This is a genomic window from Salinivibrio sp. IB872, assembly GCF_001995345.1.
Classification (GTDB): Bacteria; Pseudomonadota; Gammaproteobacteria; order Enterobacterales; family Vibrionaceae; genus Salinivibrio; species Salinivibrio proteolyticus.
Genome location: NZ_MUFO01000004.1, coordinates 32,155 through 55,993, shown reverse-complemented (window position 1 = coordinate 55,993; position 23,839 = coordinate 32,155). Strand labels below are relative to the sequence as shown.

The 23,839-nt window shown below is 51.6% G+C and carries 23 protein-coding genes; 16 read left to right on the top strand and 7 right to left on the bottom strand.

Annotation, left to right across the window (positions count from 1 at the left end; translation table 11 throughout):
• Positions 1-14: 14 nt before the first annotated feature.
• From BZJ18_RS02990 to ygfZ, 5 genes are all read right to left on the bottom strand, one after another.
• Positions 15-260 carry a DUF1107 domain-containing protein gene (locus BZJ18_RS02990; protein WP_069589755.1) on the bottom strand — a complete coding sequence of 82 codons (246 nt, stop codon included), beginning with the start codon at positions 258-260 and terminating at the stop codon, positions 15-17.
• Between the two features lie 193 nt (positions 261-453).
• A complete protein-coding gene (locus tag BZJ18_RS02985) occupies positions 454-990 on the bottom strand; it encodes a GNAT family N-acetyltransferase (protein WP_077455282.1) in 537 nt (178 codons plus the stop codon).
• Between the two features lie 3 nt (positions 991-993).
• Positions 994-1,956: a LysR family transcriptional regulator gene (locus tag BZJ18_RS02980; RefSeq protein WP_077455281.1), complete on the bottom strand. Its 963-nt coding sequence runs from the start codon at positions 1,954-1,956 to the stop codon at positions 994-996.
• Positions 1,957-1,971: 15 nt separating this feature from the next.
• Positions 1,972-2,472: an aminoacyl-tRNA deacylase gene (locus BZJ18_RS02975; protein ID WP_241824904.1), complete on the bottom strand. Its 501-nt coding sequence runs from the start codon at positions 2,470-2,472 to the stop codon at positions 1,972-1,974.
• A 3-nt stretch (positions 2,473-2,475) separates the two neighbouring features.
• The gene (gene ygfZ / locus BZJ18_RS02970) at positions 2,476-3,459 is read right to left on the bottom strand and encodes a tRNA-modifying protein YgfZ (protein ID WP_077455279.1); all 984 of its coding nucleotides are present in this window, start codon (positions 3,457-3,459) and stop codon (positions 2,476-2,478) included.
• Positions 3,460-3,686: 227 nt separating this feature from the next.
• Between ygfZ and BZJ18_RS02965 the strand changes: the two genes are divergently transcribed.
• The 3 genes from BZJ18_RS02965 to BZJ18_RS02960 all read left to right on the top strand — a co-directional run bounded on the left by BZJ18_RS02965 (position 3,687) and on the right by BZJ18_RS02960 (position 6,272).
• On the top strand, positions 3,687-3,950 hold the full coding sequence (locus BZJ18_RS02965) for an FAD assembly factor SdhE (protein ID WP_069589792.1): 264 nt from the start codon (positions 3,687-3,689) through the stop codon (positions 3,948-3,950).
• Positions 3,919-4,329: a hypothetical protein gene (locus tag BZJ18_RS17195; protein WP_131825257.1), complete on the top strand. Its 411-nt coding sequence runs from the start codon at positions 3,919-3,921 to the stop codon at positions 4,327-4,329. Before BZJ18_RS02965 ends, BZJ18_RS17195 begins: the two co-directional genes overlap by 32 nt.
• Before the next feature lie 113 nt (positions 4,330-4,442).
• Complete coding sequence (locus tag BZJ18_RS02960; RefSeq protein ID WP_077455278.1) at positions 4,443-6,272, top strand: methyl-accepting chemotaxis protein; 1,830 nt, start codon at positions 4,443-4,445, stop codon at positions 6,270-6,272.
• Between the two features lie 84 nt (positions 6,273-6,356).
• Here the strand turns inward: BZJ18_RS02960 and nadB are convergent, their stop codons facing one another.
• On the bottom strand, positions 6,357-7,973 hold the full coding sequence (gene nadB / locus BZJ18_RS02955; RefSeq protein WP_069591283.1) for an L-aspartate oxidase: 1,617 nt from the start codon (positions 7,971-7,973) through the stop codon (positions 6,357-6,359).
• A gap of 334 nt (positions 7,974-8,307) precedes the next feature.
• On the opposite strand from nadB, the gene rpoE reads away from it, so the two are divergent.
• The 11 genes from rpoE (at position 8,308) to acpS (ending at position 17,258) form a co-directional block, all read left to right on the top strand.
• Positions 8,308-8,889: an RNA polymerase sigma factor RpoE gene (gene rpoE, locus BZJ18_RS02950; RefSeq protein WP_077455277.1), complete on the top strand. Its 582-nt coding sequence runs from the start codon at positions 8,308-8,310 to the stop codon at positions 8,887-8,889.
• 32 nt (positions 8,890-8,921) lie between these two features.
• Positions 8,922-9,557 (top strand): RseA family anti-sigma factor, encoded by a 636-nt coding sequence (locus BZJ18_RS02945; protein WP_077455276.1) that lies wholly within the window; start codon positions 8,922-8,924, stop codon positions 9,555-9,557.
• Positions 9,554-10,531, top strand: coding sequence for a sigma-E factor regulatory protein RseB (rseB, locus tag BZJ18_RS02940; RefSeq protein WP_077455275.1), 978 nt, complete (start codon positions 9,554-9,556; stop codon positions 10,529-10,531). The genes BZJ18_RS02945 and rseB overlap by 4 nt, the downstream gene beginning before the upstream one ends.
• A complete protein-coding gene (locus BZJ18_RS02935; RefSeq protein ID WP_077455274.1) occupies positions 10,528-11,025 on the top strand; it encodes a SoxR reducing system RseC family protein in 498 nt (165 codons plus the stop codon). Before rseB ends, BZJ18_RS02935 begins: the two co-directional genes overlap by 4 nt.
• 78 nt (positions 11,026-11,103) lie before the next feature.
• Positions 11,104-12,900, top strand: coding sequence for a translation elongation factor 4 (gene lepA, locus BZJ18_RS02930; RefSeq protein WP_077455273.1), 1,797 nt, complete (start codon positions 11,104-11,106; stop codon positions 12,898-12,900).
• Between the two features lie 14 nt (positions 12,901-12,914).
• On the top strand, positions 12,915-13,814 hold the full coding sequence (lepB, locus tag BZJ18_RS02925; protein WP_077455272.1) for a signal peptidase I: 900 nt from the start codon (positions 12,915-12,917) through the stop codon (positions 13,812-13,814).
• A 12-nt stretch (positions 13,815-13,826) separates the two neighbouring features.
• Positions 13,827-14,501, top strand: coding sequence for a ribonuclease III (rnc, locus tag BZJ18_RS02920; RefSeq protein WP_077455271.1), 675 nt, complete (start codon positions 13,827-13,829; stop codon positions 14,499-14,501).
• Positions 14,498-15,403 carry a GTPase Era gene (gene era / locus BZJ18_RS02915; RefSeq protein ID WP_069591303.1) on the top strand — a complete coding sequence of 302 codons (906 nt, stop codon included), beginning with the start codon at positions 14,498-14,500 and terminating at the stop codon, positions 15,401-15,403. Before rnc ends, era begins: the two co-directional genes overlap by 4 nt.
• Positions 15,404-15,439: 36 nt before the next feature.
• On the top strand, positions 15,440-16,135 hold the full coding sequence (gene recO / locus BZJ18_RS02910) for a DNA repair protein RecO (RefSeq protein ID WP_069591305.1): 696 nt from the start codon (positions 15,440-15,442) through the stop codon (positions 16,133-16,135).
• Between the two features lie 2 nt (positions 16,136-16,137).
• Positions 16,138-16,869 carry a pyridoxine 5'-phosphate synthase gene (pdxJ, locus tag BZJ18_RS02905; protein ID WP_069591306.1) on the top strand — a complete coding sequence of 244 codons (732 nt, stop codon included), beginning with the start codon at positions 16,138-16,140 and terminating at the stop codon, positions 16,867-16,869.
• The gene (gene acpS, locus BZJ18_RS02900) at positions 16,869-17,258 is read left to right on the top strand and encodes a holo-ACP synthase (RefSeq protein WP_077455270.1); all 390 of its coding nucleotides are present in this window, start codon (positions 16,869-16,871) and stop codon (positions 17,256-17,258) included. Before pdxJ ends, acpS begins: the two co-directional genes overlap by 1 nt.
• Positions 17,259-17,275: 17 nt before the next feature.
• Here the strand turns inward: acpS and barA are convergent, their stop codons facing one another.
• Positions 17,276-20,038: a two-component sensor histidine kinase BarA gene (gene barA, locus BZJ18_RS02895; protein ID WP_077455269.1), complete on the bottom strand. Its 2,763-nt coding sequence runs from the start codon at positions 20,036-20,038 to the stop codon at positions 17,276-17,278.
• Positions 20,039-20,188: 150 nt separating this feature from the next.
• Here barA and rlmD point away from each other — a divergent pair, with 150 nt between their 5' ends.
• On the top strand, positions 20,189-21,505 hold the full coding sequence (gene rlmD, locus BZJ18_RS02890; RefSeq protein WP_077455268.1) for a 23S rRNA (uracil(1939)-C(5))-methyltransferase RlmD: 1,317 nt from the start codon (positions 20,189-20,191) through the stop codon (positions 21,503-21,505).
• A 91-nt stretch (positions 21,506-21,596) separates the two neighbouring features.
• Positions 21,597-23,810 (top strand): GTP diphosphokinase, encoded by a 2,214-nt coding sequence (gene relA / locus BZJ18_RS02885; protein ID WP_077455267.1) that lies wholly within the window; start codon positions 21,597-21,599, stop codon positions 23,808-23,810.
• Positions 23,811-23,839 lie beyond the last annotated feature (29 nt).

The window sequence follows — 23,839 nt, the reverse complement described above, 5'->3', positions numbered from 1 at the left end:
GTCCTGAACGTGAATCAGCGGCGTGTATTGACCGTGTGAGGCTGAGTCTCATCACACATCGCTTGCTGATAGGTCTCTCGTATCACCGCATTAACTTCTTTGACGGTTTGATAGTGCGTGATGGTGGCGTCTTGAGGCGCTTTTAGCCAACCGTTTTCGAAATCAAAGCGTCCTCGTCCGGCAATATAAAGTCGACCTGAAAAAAGTCGCGCCACATGTTTTGCGACCAACCTTGGCACATAGCGATTAAAAACGCGCATAAACCCTTCTTGGATAATGAAATAAACCTTGAGTCCTGACCACTTTGCATGGTGGCTCTGACGTGGTAACCCTATTCTAGGTGGTAACCATAGTTGTGATGTCGAGAAATAGCGACTTACAACGGTGCAGATTGTGTAAAGGGTTTATGGCGAGAGGATGACAGCTTCATCGTACATCTTCAGTTTGGGACCCTTACCACAAATCTGCACAGTTAAATGCGGGCACGCAACTGGGTTTTCCCCTCAGAGCGGTTAATGGTGCATCGGTTAATGATTGCGCTAGCCATCCATGTGGGTAGCTCAGATGATGCGGTGGTTGAATGGTATCTGGGGTGGTTGGCGTAAATCCCACGCGACCGTAAAAAGCCGGATCGCCATAGGTCATTACCAACTGATATCCCTGCGTTTTTAATACGGTCAGACCATGCTGGATCAAAGACTGTCCAAGCCCTTGTTTTTGATAGCTTGGGTGGACGGCCATCGGCGAAAGCAGTGCCGCCTCGGGCATGGTTGGATAGCTTAACCGAGAAAAAAAGACCGCCCCGGCCAGCACAGAGTTATCGATGGCGACAAACCCAAGCCACTCACCCTCAGGTGTGGTGTCGTGCAGCTGATGAATCAGTCGTCCAATGAGGTTCCCTTCCTCAGGGCCTTCGCTGTGAGTAAAAGTTTCGCGGACCAGTTCAGCAACGTCATTGATGTTCACATCGGTTAAAGGTAAAAACGGCATCGCTTACTCCTTTCCATCGTAGATTGGATCGGCTTTTAGGGCATCGACTCGGGTTAAAACGGTTTCGGTGATGTGGGCAATGAGCCACTGAGTACGTGGGTGGGCACTGATTTGTTGTCGCCATGCCAGATGGATGTCAAACCCTGGCACATCAATGGGAGGTGCGCTCAGAGCAAGGGTGTCGGTATCATCGAAATTATCGATACGTGCCATTAGTTCCGGGACTGTGCAAAGTAATTGGCGCTGTTTTAGCAATTGCCTCACGGTGAGAAATCGCTGCGATCCCATCACCACGTGACGGTGATAACCTAACTTGGTCAGGGTTTGGTCGATAGGGCTCGTTAACTGACCTTGGGTGGAAACCAGCGCGTGTGGCGTTGCGACAAAATCGGCCAAACTAATGGGGGCTTGCAGCCCTGTGCTTTTGGGATCAAACAGACAGACGTGCTGTTCGTGATACAAGAGCTGACTGGCCATGTTTTCCATCCCCTCTGGAAGCACACCAATCACGACATCGACCTCATCGTTATCAAGCGCCTGCTGACAACTTTTCTTGTCGACAGGACGAAGGCTCAATTGGGCGTGAGGCAGGTGAGTCGTAAAGCTATCAAATAAGGCGGGGGCAAAAATCAGCTCCGCATAGTCCGTGAGCCCGATGCGCACTTGTCCATCATAGTGTTGGGGATCAAAGTAAGGTGGCACCAACACCTCGCTGGCGAGCGTATCGAGTAATGCCTGAATCTTAGGCGCGATATCTATCGCGCGGGCAGTGGGGACCATTTGATGGCCGCGGCGCTCAAATAAGGGATCATCAAGCATCGCACGCAAACGCGACAGGCTATGGCTCATGGCCGATTGCCCTAAGGCCAAACGTTCAGCTGCGCGGGTGACGCTGCGCGTTTCCATTAAGGTGATAAAGGTTACGAGTAGGTTGAGGTCGTATTTACGCCACTGTTTTTGCGCCATCCTTAGCTTTGACTCCTAGGGGGTATCGTCACGACAAATGGCGGCGCGTAGCGGCTGGCACAGTGTCACTAGATCCGCCACTTTCACCCACAGCCCAGCGTGCGGATCACCACTGCTGATCGTGACACTATCGTGGTCGAAAATACGCTCTTCAAATACAATTGGCAGTGGCCGAGGTAACCCTAAGGGCGCGACTGTGCCAAGCGTATATCCTGTCATTGCGCGTACCTTATCTGCGTCAGCCAGTGTCATTCGCCGACATGCTAACTGCTCGCGCACGCGCCGTGGGTCGACCTGACAATCACCGGGCACACAGGCTAATGCGTATTGGTTACCCATATCACGTAAAAGCAGCGTTTTTAGCATACGCGCCGGTAAGATCCCGCGCGCTGCCGCTGTGTCAGTGATGGATTGGGTAGCTTGCGATTGCCACAGCACCTCATAAGCCACCCCTGCCATATCCAGCGTGGCAGTGACGGCGGTGTGCAGTGGCATAGAGGCAGGAGAAGCGACCAAGGGTTATTTTTCCTCTTCGAGTGAATACGGGAGTGCGACGCGCTGCCAAATGGCGTCGGGTGCATCCCCGAATCGAAAGGCGGTGTCGTCGTCCAAGTTATTGGGTAAAACCACTAAGGCGGCTGCATGACCATCTGAGTAGGTAGCGCCAGCAATGACGGTGCCGCCTGCTCGCCAATTATCCCCTACCGCACGCTCCACTTTATCTCCCGGCTTAGGGGCCTTATCGGCCTGTCCTACCAATTTATACATGGCGCGTTTATTGATGCCACGGTACTTCGCGCGTGCGACCGTTTCCTGACCGGTATAACAGCCTTTGGTAAAGCTGATCGCATCCAGTACCTGCAGATTGAGGGATTGTGGAATAAACTCGCTTTTGGTGGCGTCTTCAATGCGCGGCAAGGCAGCATCAACGTCGCATTGCTCCCATAGCGTGCTGTCAACCAATAAGGCACTTTCCTGATAGGCTGCAACCAGTTGATCCGCCGCAGAAGGCGTGATGGCAAGCAACCAGCGGGTTGGCTCGATCATCACCGCTGTGCCGTGCTCGCTGTGGCGCACGTCACCTTGAGCGCCGAAATGTTTTTCGATCACTTGTTCTGCTTGTTGGCCGACGACACCGAGTAATACATCTTCACTAGGCTGAAAGTCGATTTTCGAGAAGATGGCGTATTTTTTTATCTCAGTGAGTTGCGTTTGTGCAATCGACATTGGCTGCACCATGGCCAGACCGTCGCCGTGATGGAAAAGCCGTAATACCGACCATACTTTGCCTTTGGGATCGCAATGAGCCGCGAGGGTCGATTGATGTTTGTCGAGTTGGCTCAGATCGCAGGTCAATTGGCCTTGCAGATAGCTTTGAGTGTCGTCGCCGGTCACTTGCGTCAATGACCAGTTATCTAATGCGACCAAGGCCAAATCAGGCAGTGGGCTATTTGCATTGCGCTCGGCTGGGGTAAAGGCGACTGTTTGATACCATTCGCTCATAGAAATCACGCTCGCAGTTGAGAAAAACACAGAGTATGACACGTATACTAATCGTGCGTTGTCAGCTTGTCAGCCTTTGTATTGTAAGGGTATTGATGGCAAGCGACGTTGAATTGATAAACATCAGGGGATAGCTCTCATCTTCATCGCCGAGTTGAGAGGAAAAGTAGTCGCCCTCCGTTGGCGCTGATACTATGCATCCACTGACATCAGTGATTGAGGTAAACATGGTAAATACCGACGATAAACCACGGATCCGTTGGGCATGCCGCCGTGGCATGTTGGAGCTTGATGTAATCATTATGCCTTTCTTTGAAGCTTGCTATGACACCTTGAGTGACAGTGACAAGCAAGACTTCATCGCATTTTTGGAAAGTGACGACCCTGATTTGTTTGCGTGGCTGATGGGGCATGGTAAACCTGACGATCCTAAGATGAAATCTATCGTTGATAAGATCGTTGCCCATAACCGAAGCAAGCTTCGTACATAGTCAGCTCCGCTGTCCTCGCTATGTCGCTATTAGCCTGATCCTGTTCGGCGTGATAGCGGCATGGCTGATCACTTTTCACCTTGCCCTTCCTTTGAGTGCCCGCGCCCTTGCGATTATTTACGTGATCCGCGATGGTCAAAGGTTCTACCACCAGTTACTGGCTAGCCAAGGCACCTTATCCATTGATCGCCATTTTTATGTTCAGATGAATACCCAACCGAAAGGGAAAATGTCCTGTGTCTGGGCGACGCCTTGGTTGGTTGTCCTCGAGAATGCACAAGGGGAGTCGCGGATCTTTTTGTGGCGACGCGGGATGCCAGACTATCACTTTCGTCTAATTTATCGTCACTGCTGTACGGCGCTTGGAGATGGTTTGTGACATTATTGTGACGAGGTGTTACGCCGCTTTACTTTTACCCAACTTGGCCGATAGTAAAAGGTGCACACAATGTGTAGGGCTATTGAAACTCTGAGTTTGGTTGTAGGGTGACTATGAATATAAAGCAAAAACTATTGCTGCTAACCGCGATGTCGGTGGTAGCCCTGTTGGCCGTGGCGGGTGTGGCATGGAAAGTGGAGAGCAAGCTTGGCAACATGCACCGTCAGTTAACCACAGTGTCTGACCTTGAAGTGATTCTGCTTAATTTGCGACGTAATGAAAAAGATTTTCTTGCCCGCATGGATCCCAAATATCTCTCCCGATTTGATAATAATGTTGATGCCTTCAATAGCCTGCTCGGTGAATTGCGCACGGAAAGCCAAGCGCTTGGCCTCGATACGCAAATTATTGGTCAAGTGTCGACAGCGATGCAAGGCTACGCGCAGGGGTTTCGTGATCTTGGCGCGGGCTATCAACGTCTCGGCCTAGAGGCCGGACAAGGTTTGCGTGGTGATATGCAACAAGCCAGTGAGAAGCTGGTTGCGGCGACCCAAAACGATATTGTGCTGGAAAGCAGCGCCCGACTGTTGGTGGCGGAGGCGAAGCTGTTCGTTAATAGCAGCAATATAAGTCACATCGAGCAATATCAACGGCAAATGAACGAGCTGACTGCCTACCTAAAAGGCGATTTGTTAGCGTTATTCCAAGCGCACCATTCGACAGTAAAGGCGGTGGTAACGCAAAAAGAGCAACTGGGATTGGCGCATGACCAAGGCCTGCTGGGCAATATCCGTGGCAAGACCCACCAAGTTGAAGAGATGTTTGAAACCCTAAGTGAGTCATACCAAAGTGCTATTGATAAAGCGTTACGCGATACTGTGATGTTAACAGGCTCTATCGTAATCATTTTAGCGTTGATAATGACGGTGGTTTCTTTGTGGATGAATCGAGGGATTCAGCGCCGCATTTATAGCTTTAGTGAGAAAATGAGCCAGATCACGCAACAAAAAGATTTGACGTTGCGGGCCGATGAGGCGGGTCGTGATGAAATTGCGGCGATGGCCAAAGATGTTAATCAGATGCTGGCTGGCATCCAAACCATGGTGACGGATGTGCGCTCTGCGGTGCAAGCGTTGCATCAAAGTGCCGAGCAAGTCGAATCGCGTAGTCATCAAACCAGCTCTGCACTGACCACCCAGTTAGATGAAACTACCCACGCTGCAACCGCGATGAACGAGATGGAAAGCACCATTCGTGATATTGCCAGTAATACCGATCAAGCCGCCGAAAACGCCCGTACCAGTTTGGGACGCGCGCAAAATGGTCAGCAAGTGGTGGATGATACCCGCACCATGATCATGACTTTGTCTGAAACGCTCAGCAATACCAGCCATGAAGTGTTGGAGCTGAGTAAACTGTCCGACACAATTGGGTCAGTGCTTGATGTCATCAAAGATATTTCCGAGCAAACGAACTTGCTGGCCCTGAACGCGGCGATTGAAGCGGCTCGAGCCGGTGAACAAGGACGTGGTTTTGCGGTGGTTGCCGATGAGGTACGTCAGCTGGCGACCCGTACGCGAGAATCGACCGATGAAATCGCCGGTATTATTGGCTCGTTGCAGGATCAAACCCAGTCGGTCGCGGAGCGTATGGAGCAAAGCCGCGAAGATGGGCAAACGTCGGTGTCTAAAGTGGAGGCGGCTTCCCAAGAGTTGGCGCAAATCATGGCTGATATGCAACATATCATGGACATGACCACCCAGATCGCGACCGCCATTGAAGAGCAAAGTTCGGTTGCCAAAGAAGTGAACCAAAACGTGCATACCATTCAGGATATTGCTCAAACCAGTACCGATCGCGCCCAGCAAAATCGTGATGCAGCCCATCAGGTGGCGGAAGAGGCGGCGAACCTAGAACGCGCAGTGAGCCAGTTTAAAAGCTGAGCAAACAATGCAGTGGATTGAGTGCTGTTTCGTTCAATGAGAAAAGGCCAGCGTTTGCTGGCCTTTATTATTACCGTCACATGGTTAGCAAGGTTGATCGGGCACCAAAATGGTTGGCCCAGAGTCGGGTAATTGCTCTGGATAATCAATTGTGTAGTGCAGCCCTCGGCTCTCCTTACGCTGCATGGCACATCGCACCATCAGTTCCGCCACTTGTAACAAGTTGCGAAGCTCTAGCAAGTTATTCGACACGCGGAAATTGGCGTAGTACTCGTGAGTTTCTTGCTTGAGCAGTTCAATACGACGCAGTGCGCGCTCCAGACGCTTGGTGGAGCGAACAATCCCCATATAATCCCACATGAACAAACGCAGCTCGTGCCAGTTGTGCTGGATAACCACTTCTTCATCGGAGCAAATTACTTGGCTCTCATCCCAAGCAGGGAGCGGCGCAAGCGGCTCAACATGGTCTTGGTGCGCTTTGATATGTTCAGCGGCAGACCACGCGTAAACCACACACTCCAGAAGCGAATTAGACGCCATCCGGTTGGCGCCGTGCAAGCCGGTATAGCTCACTTCGCCGATTGCATAGAGGCCCGGTAAATCGGTATTGCCGTTTTGGTCAACAATCACACCGCCACAGGTATAGTGAGCGGCCGGTACAATCGGAATCGCGTCCTTGGTGAGATCAAACCCATAGGTCTGCAGCTTCTCGTAAATGGTCGGGAAGTGCTTGGTGATAAAGTCAGGATCTTTATGACTGATATCTAAGTACATGCAATCAGCCCCGAGGCGCTTCATCTCATAGTCAATGGCGCGCGCAACGACATCACGTGGGGCTAGCTCGCCACGCGCATCAAACTCTGACATGAATCGTGTCCCATCTGGGCGTTTGAGATGGGCGCCTTCACCACGTAATGCTTCGGTAAGCAAAAAGTTACGGGCATCAGGATGATACAAACAGGTTGGGTGGAATTGATTAAATTCCAAATTAGCGACCCGACAGCCCGCACGCCAAGCCATAGCGATGCCGTCACCAGATGACACATCTGGGTTCGAGGTATACTGGTACACCTTGGATGCACCACCGGTCGCCAGCACTACAAAATTGGTCCGTACCGTGTCGACCACTTCGCGGTCGCGGTTCCAGACATAGGCACCTAACACATGATTGGGACCACCAAGGCCGATTTTTTTACGCGTAATAATGTCGAGCGCATTGTGGCGTTCGAGCAAGGTAATATTGGGGTGGTTGCGTACATTATCTTGCAGTGAGGTTTGCACGGCCATGCCGGTGGCATCCGCAGCATGAAGAATGCGGCGGTGACTATGTCCACCTTCGCGGGTGAGGTGATATTTCGGCGTGTCACTCTCAGTATCTTCTTGATCGAAAGGCACGCCGCCATCGATCAGCCATTGTACGCAATCTTTCGCATTTCGAGCGATAAAGTCGACAACTTGCGTATCACAAATGCCAGCGCCTGCAATTTGTGTGTCTTCAACGTGTGACTCGACAGAGTCCTGCTCATCAAAAACCGCGGCAATACCACCTTGCGCGTATAAGGTGGCTCCTTCGCTTAATGGGCCTTTGCTAAGTACAATCACTTTATGTGTGGGCGCCAAACGTAGCGCCAATGATAGGCCGGCGGCACCGCTGCCGATAACCAGCACATCACATTGATGTTCCTGAGTTGTGGTCGTCATGATCCCTGGTCCTCTTTCTACGCGGCCCATGTTACACCAATTTGTCACGCCTGCGCGCACTTGGATCAAATCACAGTGAACGGAGGGGGAAAGTTTGCAACCATGCTATCCTTCGGGCGACAATATAGGCGGGCTAGGTTGTCATAATTTAGCCATCCCGTCACAGTAATGTGATGACACCCAAAATAAAACCAATATGGTGAGGAACTTTTCCCCAGCCACTTCGTCGTAGTATGTGCGAATGCTCGCAAGAGGGTTTAACCGCGTTCTGACAACGTCGGGCACAGAATTTCGATAATCGGGCGGAAAGAACAACCAAGGAGTAAACGCTCGAATGAGCGAGCAGCTAACCGATCAGGTTCTAATAGAACGTGTACAGAATGGTGACAAGCAAGCATTCAACCTGTTAGTCGTCAAATATCAAAATAAGGTGTGCAACCTTATTGCCCGCTACGTGGGAAAACACAGTGGCGATATTCCGGACATCGCACAAGAGGCGTTCATTAAAGCCTATCGTGCCTTACCGGGGTTTCGTGGTGAGAGTGCGTTTTATACTTGGCTGTATCGCATTGCGGTGAACACAGCAAAGAACCATTTGGTGGCGCAAGGGCGTCGTCCACCCGGCAGTGATATAGACGCAGAAGACGCAGAGAATTTTGAAAGCGGCGGATCACTAAAAGAAATTTCGAACCCTGAGAACTTGATGTTGTCAGAGGAACTGAAGCAGGTAGTTTTTTCGACGATCGAATCACTGCCTGATGACTTAAAAACCGCAATTACGTTGCGTGAGCTCGATGGACTCAGCTACGAAGAAATTGCACAGGTAATGGATTGTCCAGTCGGTACGGTACGGTCTCGTATTTTCCGCGCTCGAGAAGCGGTGGAGAAGCGCATCCGACCACTGATGAAACGGTAACGTGTTTTGCTGGCTGCATGACGGTGACATGAATGACGGATAGAGAACAAATTTCAGCGTTGTTAGATGGTGAGGTCGTGGATAACGCAGTGATCCACCAACTCGAGCACGATAATGACGCGCTGCAAACATGGGAAAGTTTCGGGACCCTCCGTGACGTAATGCGAGGCGAAACCCCAAGTGCCGCACAGTGGGACATTGCTGGGGCGGTGGCGTCTGCGTTAGACAAGGAGCCAGCGCATACCCCTGTTCATCATCACGATAGTGATGTGGTACCTATGCATGAAGCGCAGCCGACGCCAGAAAAAGCCCGTCGTCACTTGCCCAACTGGCTTCAACAAGTCACTCAAGTGGGGATGGCCGCCTGTGTGTCATTGGCCGTGATTGTCGGTGTGCAGCAGTATAACCAGCCGGAGAGCACATCACCGGTAGCGAGTACCGCCACGCAGCCACCGGTACTAGAGACCATTCCTTTTTCGGGTGCCGCAGAACCGGTGAGTCTGAGCCGAGACGATTTTCGCTCAACGCCCACTGAAGCGCAGTTGATGGAGCAACGTCGCCGGATTAATGCGATGTTGAAAGACTACGAATTGCAGCTTCGTTTGAATAAAGATAGGCTGTCTGAGAATCAGACACCGGCACCGTCGATGAGCAGTACAAATCAATGAAAAAAACTCTGATCGGTGCGCTTGCGCTGGTCGGTTTGATGTCTGCGCAAGCCTCGGCCGAACCTTCTGCCGAGGCTTTGTTACATCAAATGGACGTCGCAAGCGACACATTAGACTATGAAGTGTCCTACATCATGGTCGGCAAAAATAGTTTAGAGCCGATGCGCTTTCGTCATGCGCGCGTGGGTGAGCATGCATTCGGGCACTTAATGTACCTCAGCGGACCGCCGCGCGAAGTGATCCGTCGCGGCGATGAAGTGAGCTACTTTGAGCCGGGGTATGACCCCTTTACCATCGCCAGCGATCATATCGTTGCGCTACTTCCCACCTTGATTCAAACCGATATTGATGTCCTTGCACGTCAGTATGACTTTGTCTCAATGGGTGAATCTCGTGAAGCGGGTATGGCTTGCCAAGTGGTGCGAATCACCCCAAAAGATGGTGAGCGTTACTCGTATCTGTTGTGGATAGATGAAGAGAGTAAGCTCCCGGTCCGCGCGGATTTATTGGACCGAGATGGTGACCCGCTGGAGCAATATCGCGCATTGTCGCTTGTGGTCACGCCGCGCATTAGCGAAGCAATGCAGCAACTGGCAGAACTCACGCTCCCACCTGTACTCAAACTGCCTGCCACTAACCACTCATCATTAGATTGGCAAGTCACCCAATTGCCGGATGGTTTTGAGCCTGTGTACAGCAATCGCCATCGCTTAATGATGACCAAGCGTGCGGTTGAGAGCCAAATGTTTAGTGACGGTCTGTTCAGTTTTTCGGTTTATTTGGCCAAAGCGGACGATGTCTCGGTACGTGAGCAAATTGTTCGTCAGGGGCGCCGGACGTTGCACAGTGTGATTAGCGGAAACGCAGAGATTACCGTGGTGGGTGATATTCCGCCTGAAACCGCTAAACGTGTCGCTAATTCGGTGCGTATCACCGATAATGGAGAAAAAGCATCGCAACAGGTTGAACAATGATTAAAGCGCTCGCGGAAGTGACTGGATATCAAGATGGCTGGCTGGCACTGGCGTGTCAGCAACAAACCAGCTGTGGCAGTTGCCAATCACAAAGTCAGTGTGGCACCGGTATCGTGTCTAAAGCGTTGCCCGGTAAGGTCAATCATGTCAAAGTGCGTGCCCCCAAAGCATTACCGGTCGGGACCTTGGTTGAAATTGGTCTCGCGGAAGCCACCTTGGTGCGTTCCGCGTTGATTGTGTATCTGGTGCCGCTGGTGATGTTGATGGTAGGCGCACTGCTTGGTCAGTTTGTGTTTACCGAGCTTGCCAGTGGCGGCGAGGCTGGCGTGATTGCCACCAGTGTTGGTTTTGGCGCACTCGGTGTACTGATTGCGCGCTATTTGGCGGCACGGGTAGGGACGCCTGAGCAACAGCAGCCCCAGTTATTACGCGTGATGGGAGAGCCAGTTTCCGAGCTCGCGGTGATAAATGCAGCACGTCAGGATAGCGACTAGCCACTATTTTCGGTAGAATCCGCCCCACCTGATCCTAGGATCCCATTCTTATAGATAACGAGTAAGTCACACTAACACATGAAGCATATTCGTAACTTTTCGATCATCGCCCACATTGACCACGGTAAGTCGACCCTTTCCGATCGACTCATTCAAGTATGTGGGGGCCTTACTGACCGGGAAATGGCTTCTCAGGTCCTCGACTCTATGGACTTAGAGCGCGAGCGCGGTATCACCATCAAAGCACAGAGTGTGACACTGAACTATARAGCCAAAGACGGCAATGAGTATCAGCTTAACTTCATCGATACGCCAGGACACGTCGACTTCTCTTATGAGGTGTCACGCTCACTGAAAGCGTGTGAAGGTGCTTTGCTGGTGGTAGATGCTGGACAGGGCGTGGAAGCTCAGACCCTAGCAAACTGCTACACCGCGATTGAAATGGACTTGGAAGTCGTGCCTGTTCTGAACAAAATCGACCTTCCGGCTGCCGACCCTGATCGCGTCGCGCAAGAAATTGAAGACATCGTGGGTATTGAAGCCATTGATGCTACCCGCTGTTCGGCGAAAACCGGCGTGGGCGTGGATGATGTACTGGAAGATATTGTACGTCTTATCCCGCCACCAGAAGGCGATCCGAATGCTCCCACGCAAGCCCTGATCATTGACTCTTGGTTTGATAACTACCTAGGGGTGGTGTCATTGGTGCGTATCCGTGAAGGTGAGCTCAAAAAAGGCGATAAAGTCAAAATCATGAGCACCGGCCAAGAGTGGAACATTGATAGCATCGGCATTTTCACGCCGAAACGCAAAGAGCTCCAAGGGCTGAAAACGGGTGAAGTGGGCTGGGTGATCTGTGGCATTAAAGACATTCTTGGCGCCCCAGTGGGTGACACCATTACCCATGCAAAAAATGGCTGTGAAAAGCGCATTGAAGGTTTCCAAAAGGTCAAGCCACAGGTGTATGCCGGTTTGTTCCCGATCTCCTCGGATGATTATGAAAACTTCCGCGATGCGCTAGGTAAACTGAGCTTAAACGACGCCTCACTGTTTTATGAGCCAGAAAGCTCAGCGGCACTGGGCTTTGGTTTCCGCTGTGGTTTCCTTGGCATGCTCCATATGGAAATCATCCAAGAGCGTCTTGAGCGTGAATACAACCTCGACCTGATTACCACCGCCCCGACGGTTGTGTACGAAGTGACACAAAACGACGGAGAAGTGGTGTACGTGGATAGCCCCGCGAAGTTGCCGCCGATCAACGATATCGACACCATCGGTGAGCCGATTGCCCGTTGTAACATCTTGGTGCCAAGTGAGTTTGTCGGTAACGTCATCTCCTTATGTGTGGAGAAGCGCGGCATGCAAGTAGATATGGTGTATCACGGCAACCAAGTGGCGCTAACCTACGATATCCCAATGGCTGAAGTGGTCTTGGACTTCTTCGACCGGATTAAATCAACGTCCCGCGGTTACGCCTCTTTGGATTACAACTTCCAGCGCTATGAAGTATCAGACATGGTGCGGGTAGATATTCTTCTTAACGGCGACCGTGTTGATGCCTTGGCGATTATTACTCACCGTGATAATGCCCAGCCTCGAGGCCGTGATTTGGTTGAGAAGATGAAAGAGTTCATCCCACGTCAGCAATTTGATATTGCGATTCAGGCGGCGATTGGTAACCACATCATTGCACGCTCAACCGTGAAGCAATTACGTAAAAACGTTACAGCTAAATGTTATGGCGGTGACGTGAGTCGTAAGAAAAAACTACTGCAAAAACARAAAGAAGGTAAGAAGCGCATGAAGCAGATCGGTAACGTCGAACTGCCGCAAGAAGCCTTTTTGGCCATTTTGCACGTGGGCAAAGACAAATAATAACGGATTAAAGTATGGCCAATACATTTTCTTTGATACTGGTGCTGGTGACTGTGGTCACCGGCATAATTTGGGTGTTAGACAAGTACCGTTGGGCGCCGCAACGTCGCCAAGCGGCCGCGAAAACCCTCAATGTGTCTGACAGCGATGTCGATAGCGAACAAGTCGCCAAGGTGGCGCCTCAGCCCAGCTGGATTGAGAACGCGGTATCGATTTTCCCGGTCATTGCCGTGGTATTGGTCTTGCGATCCTTTATTTATGAGCCTTTCCAAATTCCATCAGGATCCATGATGCCAACCTTGCTGGTTGGCGATTTTATTTTGGTGGAAAAGTTTGCCTATGGGCTGCGTGATCCTGCGTTTCATACCGAGCTGGTTGAAACCGGCAAACCGGAACGCGGTGATATCGTGGTCTTTAAGTATCCACCACAACCGAATATCGATTACATCAAGCGAACGATCGGATTGCCTGGCGATACCATTGTCTATACCAAAGAAAAACGACTGTGTATCCAGCCAAAAGGGCAATCACAATGCGAACCTGTGCCCATTGATAATATTGAGCCGAGCGAGTTTTCCCAAGGCGGTGTGAACTTGATTCAGGCGCAAGAAACTTTGGGCGCGCAAGCACACCAGATCCTCGTGAACCCATCCCGCAATGACCGCGTGGCTGCGTATCAGCCTCGTCCGGGCGTCAACCGCTGGGTGGTGCCAGAAGGCCACTACTTCATGATGGGGGATAACCGAGATAACAGTGCCGATAGCCGTTTCTGGGGATTTGTCCCTGAACGCAACTTGGTCGGTAAGGCGGTAGCTATATGGGTAAGCTTTGAGTTCGAACGCGACAGTGATAGCTGGCTACCATCTTGGGTGCCGACAGGCGTTCGCTTTAACCGTATTGGTGGTATTAATTAATCCTGGAACATGATGACAACACTAACAGATAAACTGCAGCGTGAGATTGGCTACCAATTCAATACCGCGGCATTACTTGAGCTTGCACTGACACACAGAAGCGCCAATGGCACCCACAATGAGCGTTTGGAGTTTCTGGGCGATTCGATTCTCAGTTTTGTGATTGCTGACGATCTCTACCACCGCTTTCCTAAGGTGGACGAGGGTGATATGAGCCGTATGCGTGCCACCTTGGTTCGCGGTAACACCTTGGCTGAGATTGGCCGTGAGTTTTCACTGGGCGAAGTACTGCGCCTTGGCCCAGGAGAACTTAAAAGTGGCGGCTACCGCCGAGACTCAATTTTGGCGGATGCGGTAGAAGCGCTGATTGGTGCTATCTTTTTGGATAGTGATATTGATACGGTGCAACGCATTATCCTCAATTGGTATCAACAACGCTTAAATACCATTGAGCCGGGCGTCAGCCAAAAAGATCCCAAAACCCGCTTGCAAGAGCACCTACAAGGCAAGCGTAAACCCTTACCGTCTTACACGGTAATGAAAGTACGTGGCGAGGCACACAACCAAGAGTTTACGGTGGAGTGTCAAGTGGCAGGACTGGAGCGTTCTGTGATAGGTAAAGGCAGCAGTCGTCGCAAGGCAGAGCAAGCGGCTGCAGAGTTAGCATTACAGAAGTTGGCACAATGACACAAGCACAGCACTGCGGATTTATCGCTATTGTCGGGCGTCCAAACGTCGGCAAATCGACCTTGCTCAACCGTCTCGTTGGGCAAAAGCTCTCGATTACATCACGCAAACCGCAAACCACGCGCCACCGTATCATGGGAGTAGATACCCGTGATAACTATCAAGCCGTCTATGTAGATACACCAGGGCTGCATATTGAAGAAAAGCGCGCGATCAACCGCCTGATGAACCGAGCGGCAAACAGCTCGTTGACCGATGTGGAGCTCGTTCTTTTCTTGGTGGATGGCACCCACTGGACCAAAGATGACGAAATGGTTCTGAACAAGCTGGCGCGTTCAGGGTTGCCAACCGTACTCTTGGTTAACAAAGTGGATAATGTGCGTGAAAAGACTGAGCTCTTCCCGCACCTACAAACCTTGTCGGAAAAGATGGAGTTTGTTGATGTGATCCCAGTGTCCGCGAAACACGGTACCAATATCGATGTGGTCGAGCAGCGTGTTCGCGATGCCTTACCTGAGTGTGAGTACTACTTCCCTGAAGAGTATGTGACAGATCGCTCGCAACGCTTTATGGCGTCAGAAATCATTCGTGAAAAGCTAATGCGTTTCACGGGTGAAGAGTTGCCTTACTCGGTGACCGTCGAAATCGAGCGCTTTGATTACAATCCAGAAACGGATGGTTTTCATATCAATGGCCTGATTTTGGTCGAGCGCCATGGCCAAAAGAAAATGGTGATTGGTAAAGGCGGCGAGAAAATCAAACGTATCGGCCGTGAGGCCCGACTCGATATGGAAGATCTGTTTGAGCGCAAGGTCTACCTCGAGCTTTGGGTCAAAGTAAAATCCGGTTGGGCAGATGACGAACGTGCACTGCGCAGCTTGGGCTACATTGACGATCTCTAAGTTACCCACTCGGTAGCCATACACAGGAGGGGCGGCGTGGACGGCTTTCAACGCGGTTTTGTGCTTCACTCACGCCCCTATAGCGAAACCAGCCTGATCCTTGATGTGTTCTCTGAAGGCGAGGGCCGAGTTAGCTTGCTGGCTAAAGGCGCGCGCGGTAAGCGCTCTGCACTCAAAGGCGCCTTACAACCTTTCACCCCGCTGTTGCTAAAATGGGGCGGTCGCGGTGAATTGCGTACTTTACGAAGCGCTGAAGCGACCGGTTTGGCGTTACCACTTTCTGGCAATGCGCTCTATTCTGGCTTTTATCTCAACGAAGTTTTAATGCGCGTCCTTGAGCCGCAAACGCCGTACCCGACGGTCTTCCTCGATTATGTCACTGCACTGACGCAACTAGCACGCTATAACAATCCCGAGCCGGCACTGCGCCGTTTTGAACTCGCGTTACTCGAGGCGCTGGGCTATGGGGTTGATTTTCTTCATTGCGCTGGCAGTGGTGACCCGATTGACGATAACATGACGTATCTGTTTCGCGAACAACAAGGGTTTGTCGCGTCCCTGATGAAAAGCCAACAGCGGCAGTTTACCGGTCACGATCTGCGTGCGCTGGCGACGCGTCAATTTGACACCAGCGACCAATTGCGGGCTGCGAAGCGGTTTACACGCATTGCGCTTAAGCCATACTTAGGCCCTAAGCCGCTAAAAAGCAGAGAATTGTTTAGAAGGAAATAATCATGAATAAGATTTACTTGGGTGTGAATATTGATCACATTGCCACTGTGCGTAATGCGCGTGGCACCGCGTACCCAGATCCTGTCCACGCGGCTGAAATGGCAGAACGTGCCGGAGCGGATGGCATCACTGTCCATTTGCGTGAAGATCGTCGTCATATCACGGACCGCGATGTGCGCATTCTCAAAGAAACGCTACAAACGCGCATGAATTTAGAAATGGCAGTGACCGATGAAATGGTGAAAATTGCCCTCGACACCCAACCTGAATTCGTCTGCTTAGTTCCCGAAAAGCGTGAAGAATTGACCACGGAGGGAGGGTTAGATGTCGCCGGTCAATTAGACAAAGTAAAAGCGGCAACACAAACCCTGACTCAGGCGGGCATAAAAGTGTCGCTATTTATCGATGCTGACCGTGAGCAGATTGATGCCGCCCACCAGTGTGGTGCGCCTTATATCGAGCTGCATACGGGTCACTATGCTGATGCCAGTAACGACAACGACCGCCAAGCTGAATTGAAGAAGATTTCCGCTGCTGCCAGCTACGCGGCGGATCTGGGCATTAAAGTGAACGCCGGACACGGCCTGACTTACCATAACGTCACGCCGATTGCGGCGATGCCAGAAATGCATGAGCTGAATATTGGTCACGCGATTATTGGCCGCGCCATGTTTGATGGCCTGCAAAAAGCAGTGGCGGATATGAAAGCGATCATGGAATCCGCGCGTCGCTAATGGCCATTTTAGGCGTTGGCACTGACATTGTTGAGATAGCGCGCATTGAGGCGGCGCTGTCTCGCAGTGTCCGTTTTGCGGATCGTATTCTGACTGAGCCAGAGCGGGCGCAAATGGCGGCAACTCAGCAGCCAGGGCGCTATTTGGCGAAACGGTTTGCCGCGAAAGAAGCTGCCGCGAAAGCACTAGGAACCGGGATTGCTCAAGGGGTCAGCTTTCAAGACTTTACGGTGAGCAATCAACCGTCGGGGCAGCCCGTGCTGACCCTGTCTGGCAAGGCACAACAGCTAGCGATAGCTCGAGGTGTCAGCCATTGCTGGCTGACGCTCTCCGATGAAAAAGCCTATGCGGTGGCGCACGTGATCCTTGAAGGCACACCGGCGGCTTAAAGGCCGCCGAGGGTGTTTTACGTGTCGTCGTTCAAATACAGGGGCGCCAGCTGCTCAATGTGCGCAATCTCATCTTGTAGCTCCAGTAACTCCGGCTCGACGGTATCGATATCCGCGCCTGCTTTGAGCTGCGTTTCTAGCTCATGACACAGCGCTTTGAGTTGCGGAACGCCGCTATATGCGCAGCTGCCATGTAACTTATGAATTGCTTGCCATAAATCCTCGGTAGAGCATGTACCGGCCAATGCGTGCTCCATGATGGTTTTGACACCAGCAAATGAGGCAATCAGCATCTCTAGCATTTCTTTGGCGAGATCTTCTTTACCCGCGGCTTGGCTTAACGCTCTTTGCCAATCGAGGTGGCTCGCACTTTGATCGGTGCAAACCGCTTTCGGGGCGGGTTCCACATCACTCACCGTCACGGCGGAAAGCTCGTCAAAGCGTAGCCAGCGTGCGAGGGTGCTTTCTAACATGGCTTCTTCAATCGGTTTGGTCAGATAGTCATCCATGCCCGCTTCCAATAGGCGCTCGCGCTCGCCCGGCATCGCATGGGCGGTGACAGCCACAATGGGGGTTTGCTGATTCATGCCCGCTTTACGAATTTCCTGACAGGCCGTGACCCCATCCATTTCTGGCATCTGGATATCCATCAAGATGATGTCGAAGGCTTGCTGGTGGGCAAGTGCTAAGGCTTTAACCCCATTTTCGGCGGTCACCACTTTCTCGACCCGTTCGGCCAGCAAAGCGGTGATCAGCTTTAAGTTGGCGGGGTTATCATCGACGGTCATCACTGTGTACGGCGCTTTTTGATGGCTGCTGGGTTTCGGCAGTGGTAGCGGCGTAGGCTCGGGCGAGCCTAGTAATGTCTCAAGGAGCTTGCGTTGTGGGATAGGTTTTGCAATGCAGGCGCTGACGCCGGCTTTTAATAAGTGTTCGGAGGCTTCCAGCTCAGTGGTCGGTAGACACACAATCACACTGTTTGCTCGCTGCTCACAGGCGAGCACGGCCTGTTTCATGCTTTCGATTTCTGGCATTTTTCCGGCGTCAAAACATAACAGCGCAAAAGTGTATGCGTGATCGCTGAGCATCTCGACATCGGCGACGGTATCGATGTTTAACCCCACTTGCCCTAATCGATGACGGAGGATTTCCCGTGTGCGAGGGTTGGGTTCAACAATCACCAGATCACGGCCAACCAGCGGCTCGATATCAATTGGCTGCGAGACGGGTAAATCAGTCTGCGTGAGTTTCAACGTAAACCAGAATGAAGAACCTTGGTGGAGGCGGCTGGTAAAGCCGATGTCTCCGCCCATCTGTTGCACCAATTTTTGGGTGATCACCAACCCAAGGCCTGTCCCGCCATAACGGCGTGAGATACTGGCATCGGCCTGACGGAAGGCTTGGAAAAGCTGGGCTTGCTGGCGCTCTGAGATGCCAATGCCGGTATCTTTGACCATAAACTGCAGCTCCATGGTTTCATCATGTAGCTGTTTTAAATCGACACTGACATCAATGTTGCCGCGCTCTGTGAATTTGGCAGCATTACCAATTAAGTTGATCAGCACTTGCTGAATACGTAGCGGGTCACCAACCGCGCCAGCAGGGATACGGGCATCGGCACGTAAGGTTAGCTCCAGCCCTTTTTCATGCGCCATGGGTGCGAGCAGACGCATGACTTCATCCAGCATGTCTTGGAAATCAAAAGGAATGTTTTCCAGCAGCAGTTTCCCTGCTTCGAGTTTGGAGAAGTCGAGAATGTCGTTGATGATGGTCAACAGGTTGTTGGCCGACTTTTCTATGGTCAGTAAGTAATCGCGTTGGCTACTGCTCAACTCTGTTTTCAACATCTGACGGGTAAAGCCAATCACCCCGTTCAAAGGCGTTCTCAACTCGTGAGACATATTCGCTAAGAACTCAGATTTCACTCGAGCCGCTTCTTGAGCATTCTTTTTGGCGATGTCTAATTCAACGTTTTGGATCTCGAGCTGCTCGAGGGTTTCGCGCAAGTCACAGGTAGCCTGATCAATGCTTTGCTGCATTTCCAAGTGGTACTCGGAAAGCGAAATGGCCATGGCGTTGATGCCATTTTTGAGGGTATCGAGCTCACCCAGTAGCTCGCCTTCAATACGAACATCCAAGTGCCCGCGACGGATCCTATCGACTAAGCTCACCATATTCGCAATAGGGTGGGTGACATCTGAGATCAATCGGTATGCAAAGAAGCATGAGAGGATCACGCCGAGTGCGACCATCACCAATGCGGTGATCATCTCTTGATATTGCTTTAGCCGCACCGAGCTTAGATCCAGCTCCATCGCAATATAGCCCAAGGGGCGCTCGACGTTTAACCCAGGCGTAAAACGGCCAATTTCCAGAATAGGCGCCCGTAAAATTAGGGTCTCTTGCTGTTGACTTACCTGTAACTGTGTCGGGATGGGTTGGCCATTATTGACCGAGAGCATCGCCAAATCACGGTGATAGTTGGAGGTAACAAACAATTCGTTGTGGCGATCGAACACCGCAATACTGCGCACAAACTGGGAGTGCTGACGATGCGCAAAGCCAATTAAGCGTCGCACATTTTCGCGGCTATCGTTTTTTAATCCAACCTCACTGGCAATCGCCAAAGGCTCGATAATGGCAGACCCTGTGATGGTAAGTTGTTGTTCCAAATCCTGATAACGCGTGCTGGTAAAGAACGCACTCAGCAGGAGGCCAACAATCAAGGTAGGCGCAATGGTCAACACGGAGACACGGGTGCGGAGTCCATATTTGGTCATGCTGGATAAACTATGGGAAAATAATGGCTGTAATTAGCTGCCAGTGTACATGATTCAATAACTAAATAGTCAGCGAACTATCACAACTCCCACTGGCAGGATCTCTTTGACTCGCTTGCGACGACAAGCACTTTGACACTGGAATCCACCATGGCGCGCTTTTTTAAGCCTCAGAAGAAAAAAAACGTTGAACAAAAGCATCAGTTGCTCGCGATTCAACGCCTCGACCACCACGGTGATGGGGTCGGCTATTGGCAGAAAAAACCAGTCTTTGTTCCGGGTACTTTGCCCGGTGAACAGGCGCTGGTGCAGCTCACCGAGCAAAAGCGCCAGTATGCGCGGGCCAAACTGATTAAACTCGACCAGCGCGCGGAAACTCGCATTGAGCCGGCTTGTCCTTTGTATCAGCAATGTGGCGGCTGTAGTTTGCAGCATTTAAGCCACTCAGGCCAAGTGGCACACAAGCGCGCAGTGCTGACAGAATTGATTGAAAAATTTGCCGGAGACGAGACGGTCGAGCTGTCAGATGGCGCCATCGATAGCCCTTGGCAGTATCGTCGTCGCGCGCGCATCAGCTTGAAAGTCGATAATAAAGGGGCGCTGACCATGGGGTTTCGAGCCCGTCAAAGCAATGCCATTGTCGATGTGGGCCACTGTCCTGTTCTAAGTGAACCATTAAATCAGCTTCTTGCCAGCTTGCGGCCTTGTTTGGATGGACTGCGAGGACGCCGAATCCTCGGTCATGTTGATTTGATTGAGGCAGACAATGGCTGTATTGCGTCGTTGCGCACCACCAAGGCGTTGCATCCAGAAGATAGGCAAGCGCTTCAAGCATGGGCAGAGCTGACAGGCTGCATGTTGTATTGGCAGCAAGCTGACGGGCCGCTTGAGCGAGTGGTGGGCGAGCCTCCGTATTACGAGAGCCAACAAACCCGCCTCTATTTTCAGCCTGGCGACTTTATTCAAGTCAACGCGGCGGTGAACCAACAGATGGTTGCCCAAGCACTGAATTGGCTAGATCTTGCGTCAACCGATGTGGTGTTGGATCTGTTTTGTGGTCTTGGCAACTTCAGCATCCCCATGGCGAAACAGGCGAAAACCGTGATTGGTGTAGAAGGGGTTGAGGCGATGGTGTCGCAAGCTCAGGATAATGCGAAGGCCAACCAAGTAAGCAATGCGCAGTTTTACCAAGCAGATCTCAATGGTGAGACGCTGAATGGGGACTGGACACGGCACGCATTTGATAAAATCCTGCTCGATCCTGCCCGAGCAGGGGCTGCCGGAGTGATGGACTTTGTGGCACAATCTAGCGCTACACACATTGTTTATGTGTCCTGCAACCCAGCAACGCTGGCGCGGGATAGTCGCGTGTTGTTGGCACAGGGTTACCAACTAACTCGCTTGAGTATGCTTGATATGTTTCCGCAAACAGGGCATTTGGAATCCATGGCACTGTTTCGACGCTAGGCGTCGTCAATGATGTGCTACATCTAAATCCACGCGGTTAAACATGGATATGCCTCTTTCGCTGAGGCGAAAGATAAGGATAGGAACAGTTATGGTTGCGGTACGAGAAGCCCATCTGCATGAAGATGAAGCCTTTGATCTTCAAACTTGGATTGCGCGGTTAGGACAAGACGCCTCAACCGCTCAAGCCCTGCTGGATGGGTACAATTATTGTCGTACGTTAGGGGATGAAACGGCGCTGAGCCAACCGCTGTGGCGTGGCCGAGAGATGATTGAAATCTTGGTGACCCTGAGTATGGACGCCGACACGCTCCTCGCCGCGCTCTTCTTCCCGGTGGTGGAAGACAAATTGCTGGCGCTCGATACCTTGGAAGAGCGCTATTCGCCCGCGATTGTCAAACTGATTGAGGGCGTGCAGCAAACCGCCGCCATCCGTCATTTGAATACCCAAACCGATGCCGAAGCGACCTCCGCGCAGGTGGATAATGTTCGCCGTATGTTGTTGTCTATGGTCGAAGATTTCCGTTGCGTGGTGATCAAGCTGGCGGAACGTATTTGCTATCTGCGTGAAGTCAAAGATGCACCGGAAGAGGTGCGTCTGCAGGCGGCGAAAGAGAGTGCTAACATCTATGCACCCTTGGCCAACCGTCTCGGTATTGGTCAGTTAAAATGGGAAATCGAAGACTACGCCTTCCGCTACCAGCACGCGCAGACCTATAAACAAATCGCGAAGCAACTGGCTGAGCGGCGCATCGATCGCGAAAACTACATTACCGCGTTTGTCACTGATCTGCAGCAGGCGATGGAAGCTTCTCATATCAACGCGCAAGTGTATGGCCGTCCCAAGCATATCTACAGTATTTGGCGCAAAATGCAGAAAAAAAATCTGCAGTTTGATGAGCTATTTGATGTACGTGCGGTGCGCATTATCGCCGAAGAGCTACAAGACTGTTACGCCGCATTGGGCGCGGTGCACACCAAATATCGCCACTTGCCGAAAGAGTTCGATGATTACGTCGCCAACCCCAAACCCAACGGTTATCAGTCAATTCACACCGTCGTGTTGGGGCCGGAAGGCAAACCGGTCGAAATTCAAATTCGCACCCGTCAAATGCATGATGATGCGGAGCTTGGGGTGGCGGCGCACTGGAAGTATAAAGAAGGCTCAGCCAGTGGACGCAGTGGCTACGATGAGAAAATTACCTGGCTGCGAAAACTCTTGGCGTGGCAAGAAGAGATGTCAGACTCAGGCGAAATGCTGGATGAGTTGCGCAGCCAAGTCTTTGATGATCGCGTGTATGCCTTTACACCGCGTGGTGATGTGGTCGACTTGCCAAGCGGTGCGACGCCGCTCGACTTTGCCTACCACATTCACTCTGAAGTCGGCCATCGTTGCATTGGTGCCAAGGTAGAAGGACGCATTGTGCCTTTCACCTATCACTTGCAGATGGGGGATCAGGTTGAAATTATCACCCAAAAAGAGCCCAACCCCTCACGTGACTGGTTGAATCCAAGCTTAGGCTTTGTGAATTCGAGCCGAGCGCGGGCAAAAATCAACGCTTGGTTCCGAAAACAAGACAGAGATAAAAACATTGCCGCGGGTAAAGAAATTCTCGATACCGAACTACAAAAAATTGGCGGTGCCAGTAAAGATGCGAGTTTGGCGCTCAAACGCTTCAATGTGAATTCACTGGAAGAGCTGTATGCGGGGGTCGGAAGTGGCGATCTGCGCATCAATCAAGTGGTTAACCACATTAACAGCCTGATCAACAAGCCAAGCTTGGAAGAAGAAGAGCAACAGTTGCTGGAAAAACTTCAGCAAAGTGAACAAAAAACCGTAGGTGGAAAAACTCACCGTGATGCGGTGGTGGTTGAAGGCGTTGATAACCTGATGACCCACCTCGCGCGTTGCTGTCAGCCGCTGCCGGGTGATGACATTATGGGCTTTGTGACCCAAGGGCGCGGGATTTCAGTACACCGTGCGGATTGCGAGCAACTCAACGAACTTCGTCACCATGCGCCGGAGCGAATCATCGCCACCGTATGGGGCAAAGGGCATGTCGGGCAATACCATGTGCGCATTCGCTTATCCGCCAATGAACGCACCGGATTAGTCAAAGACATTAATACCGTGCTCAGCAATGAAAAAGTCCGCGTTGCGGGCATGCAAAGCCGCGTCGATTACAAAAAGCAGATGTCTATCATGGACTTTGATTTAGAGATTTCCGATCTCGACACGCTTAGCCGAATTGTAAACCGGCTGGAGCAGGTCAAGGATGTGGTAGAAGCCAAACGACTCAGATAAACATCACGCCCTGTTATCGACAGGGCGTT

What these genes read in the sequence shown, in the direction of transcription:
- BZJ18_RS02990 (WP_069589755.1), bottom strand. Translation starts at nt 260, where the DNA reads ATGCGCGTTTTTAATCGCTATGTGCCAAGGTTGGTCGCAAAACATGTG.
- BZJ18_RS02985 (WP_077455282.1), bottom strand. Translation starts at nt 990, where the DNA reads ATGCCGTTTTTACCTTTAACCGATGTGAACATCAATGACGTTGCTGAA.
- BZJ18_RS02980 (WP_077455281.1), bottom strand. Translation starts at nt 1,956, where the DNA reads ATGGCGCAAAAACAGTGGCGTAAATACGACCTCAACCTACTCGTAACC.
- ygfZ (WP_077455279.1), bottom strand. Translation starts at nt 3,459, where the DNA reads ATGAGCGAATGGTATCAAACAGTCGCCTTTACCCCAGCCGAGCGCAAT.
- BZJ18_RS02965 (WP_069589792.1), top strand. Translation starts at nt 3,687, where the DNA reads ATGGTAAATACCGACGATAAACCACGGATCCGTTGGGCATGCCGCCGT.
- BZJ18_RS02960 (WP_077455278.1), top strand. Translation starts at nt 4,443, where the DNA reads ATGAATATAAAGCAAAAACTATTGCTGCTAACCGCGATGTCGGTGGTA.
- nadB (WP_069591283.1), bottom strand. Translation starts at nt 7,973, where the DNA reads ATGACGACCACAACTCAGGAACATCAATGTGATGTGCTGGTTATCGGC.
- rpoE (WP_077455277.1), top strand. Translation starts at nt 8,308, where the DNA reads ATGAGCGAGCAGCTAACCGATCAGGTTCTAATAGAACGTGTACAGAAT.
- BZJ18_RS02945 (WP_077455276.1), top strand. Translation starts at nt 8,922, where the DNA reads ATGACGGATAGAGAACAAATTTCAGCGTTGTTAGATGGTGAGGTCGTG.
- rseB (WP_077455275.1), top strand. Translation starts at nt 9,554, where the DNA reads ATGAAAAAAACTCTGATCGGTGCGCTTGCGCTGGTCGGTTTGATGTCT.
- BZJ18_RS02935 (WP_077455274.1), top strand. Translation starts at nt 10,528, where the DNA reads ATGATTAAAGCGCTCGCGGAAGTGACTGGATATCAAGATGGCTGGCTG.
- lepB (WP_077455272.1), top strand. Translation starts at nt 12,915, where the DNA reads ATGGCCAATACATTTTCTTTGATACTGGTGCTGGTGACTGTGGTCACC.
- rnc (WP_077455271.1), top strand. Translation starts at nt 13,827, where the DNA reads ATGACAACACTAACAGATAAACTGCAGCGTGAGATTGGCTACCAATTC.
- era (WP_069591303.1), top strand. Translation starts at nt 14,498, where the DNA reads ATGACACAAGCACAGCACTGCGGATTTATCGCTATTGTCGGGCGTCCA.
- pdxJ (WP_069591306.1), top strand. Translation starts at nt 16,138, where the DNA reads ATGAATAAGATTTACTTGGGTGTGAATATTGATCACATTGCCACTGTG.
- acpS (WP_077455270.1), top strand. Translation starts at nt 16,869, where the DNA reads ATGGCCATTTTAGGCGTTGGCACTGACATTGTTGAGATAGCGCGCATT.
- barA (WP_077455269.1), bottom strand. Translation starts at nt 20,038, where the DNA reads ATGACCAAATATGGACTCCGCACCCGTGTCTCCGTGTTGACCATTGCG.
- rlmD (WP_077455268.1), top strand. Translation starts at nt 20,189, where the DNA reads ATGGCGCGCTTTTTTAAGCCTCAGAAGAAAAAAAACGTTGAACAAAAG.
- relA (WP_077455267.1), top strand. Translation starts at nt 21,597, where the DNA reads ATGGTTGCGGTACGAGAAGCCCATCTGCATGAAGATGAAGCCTTTGAT.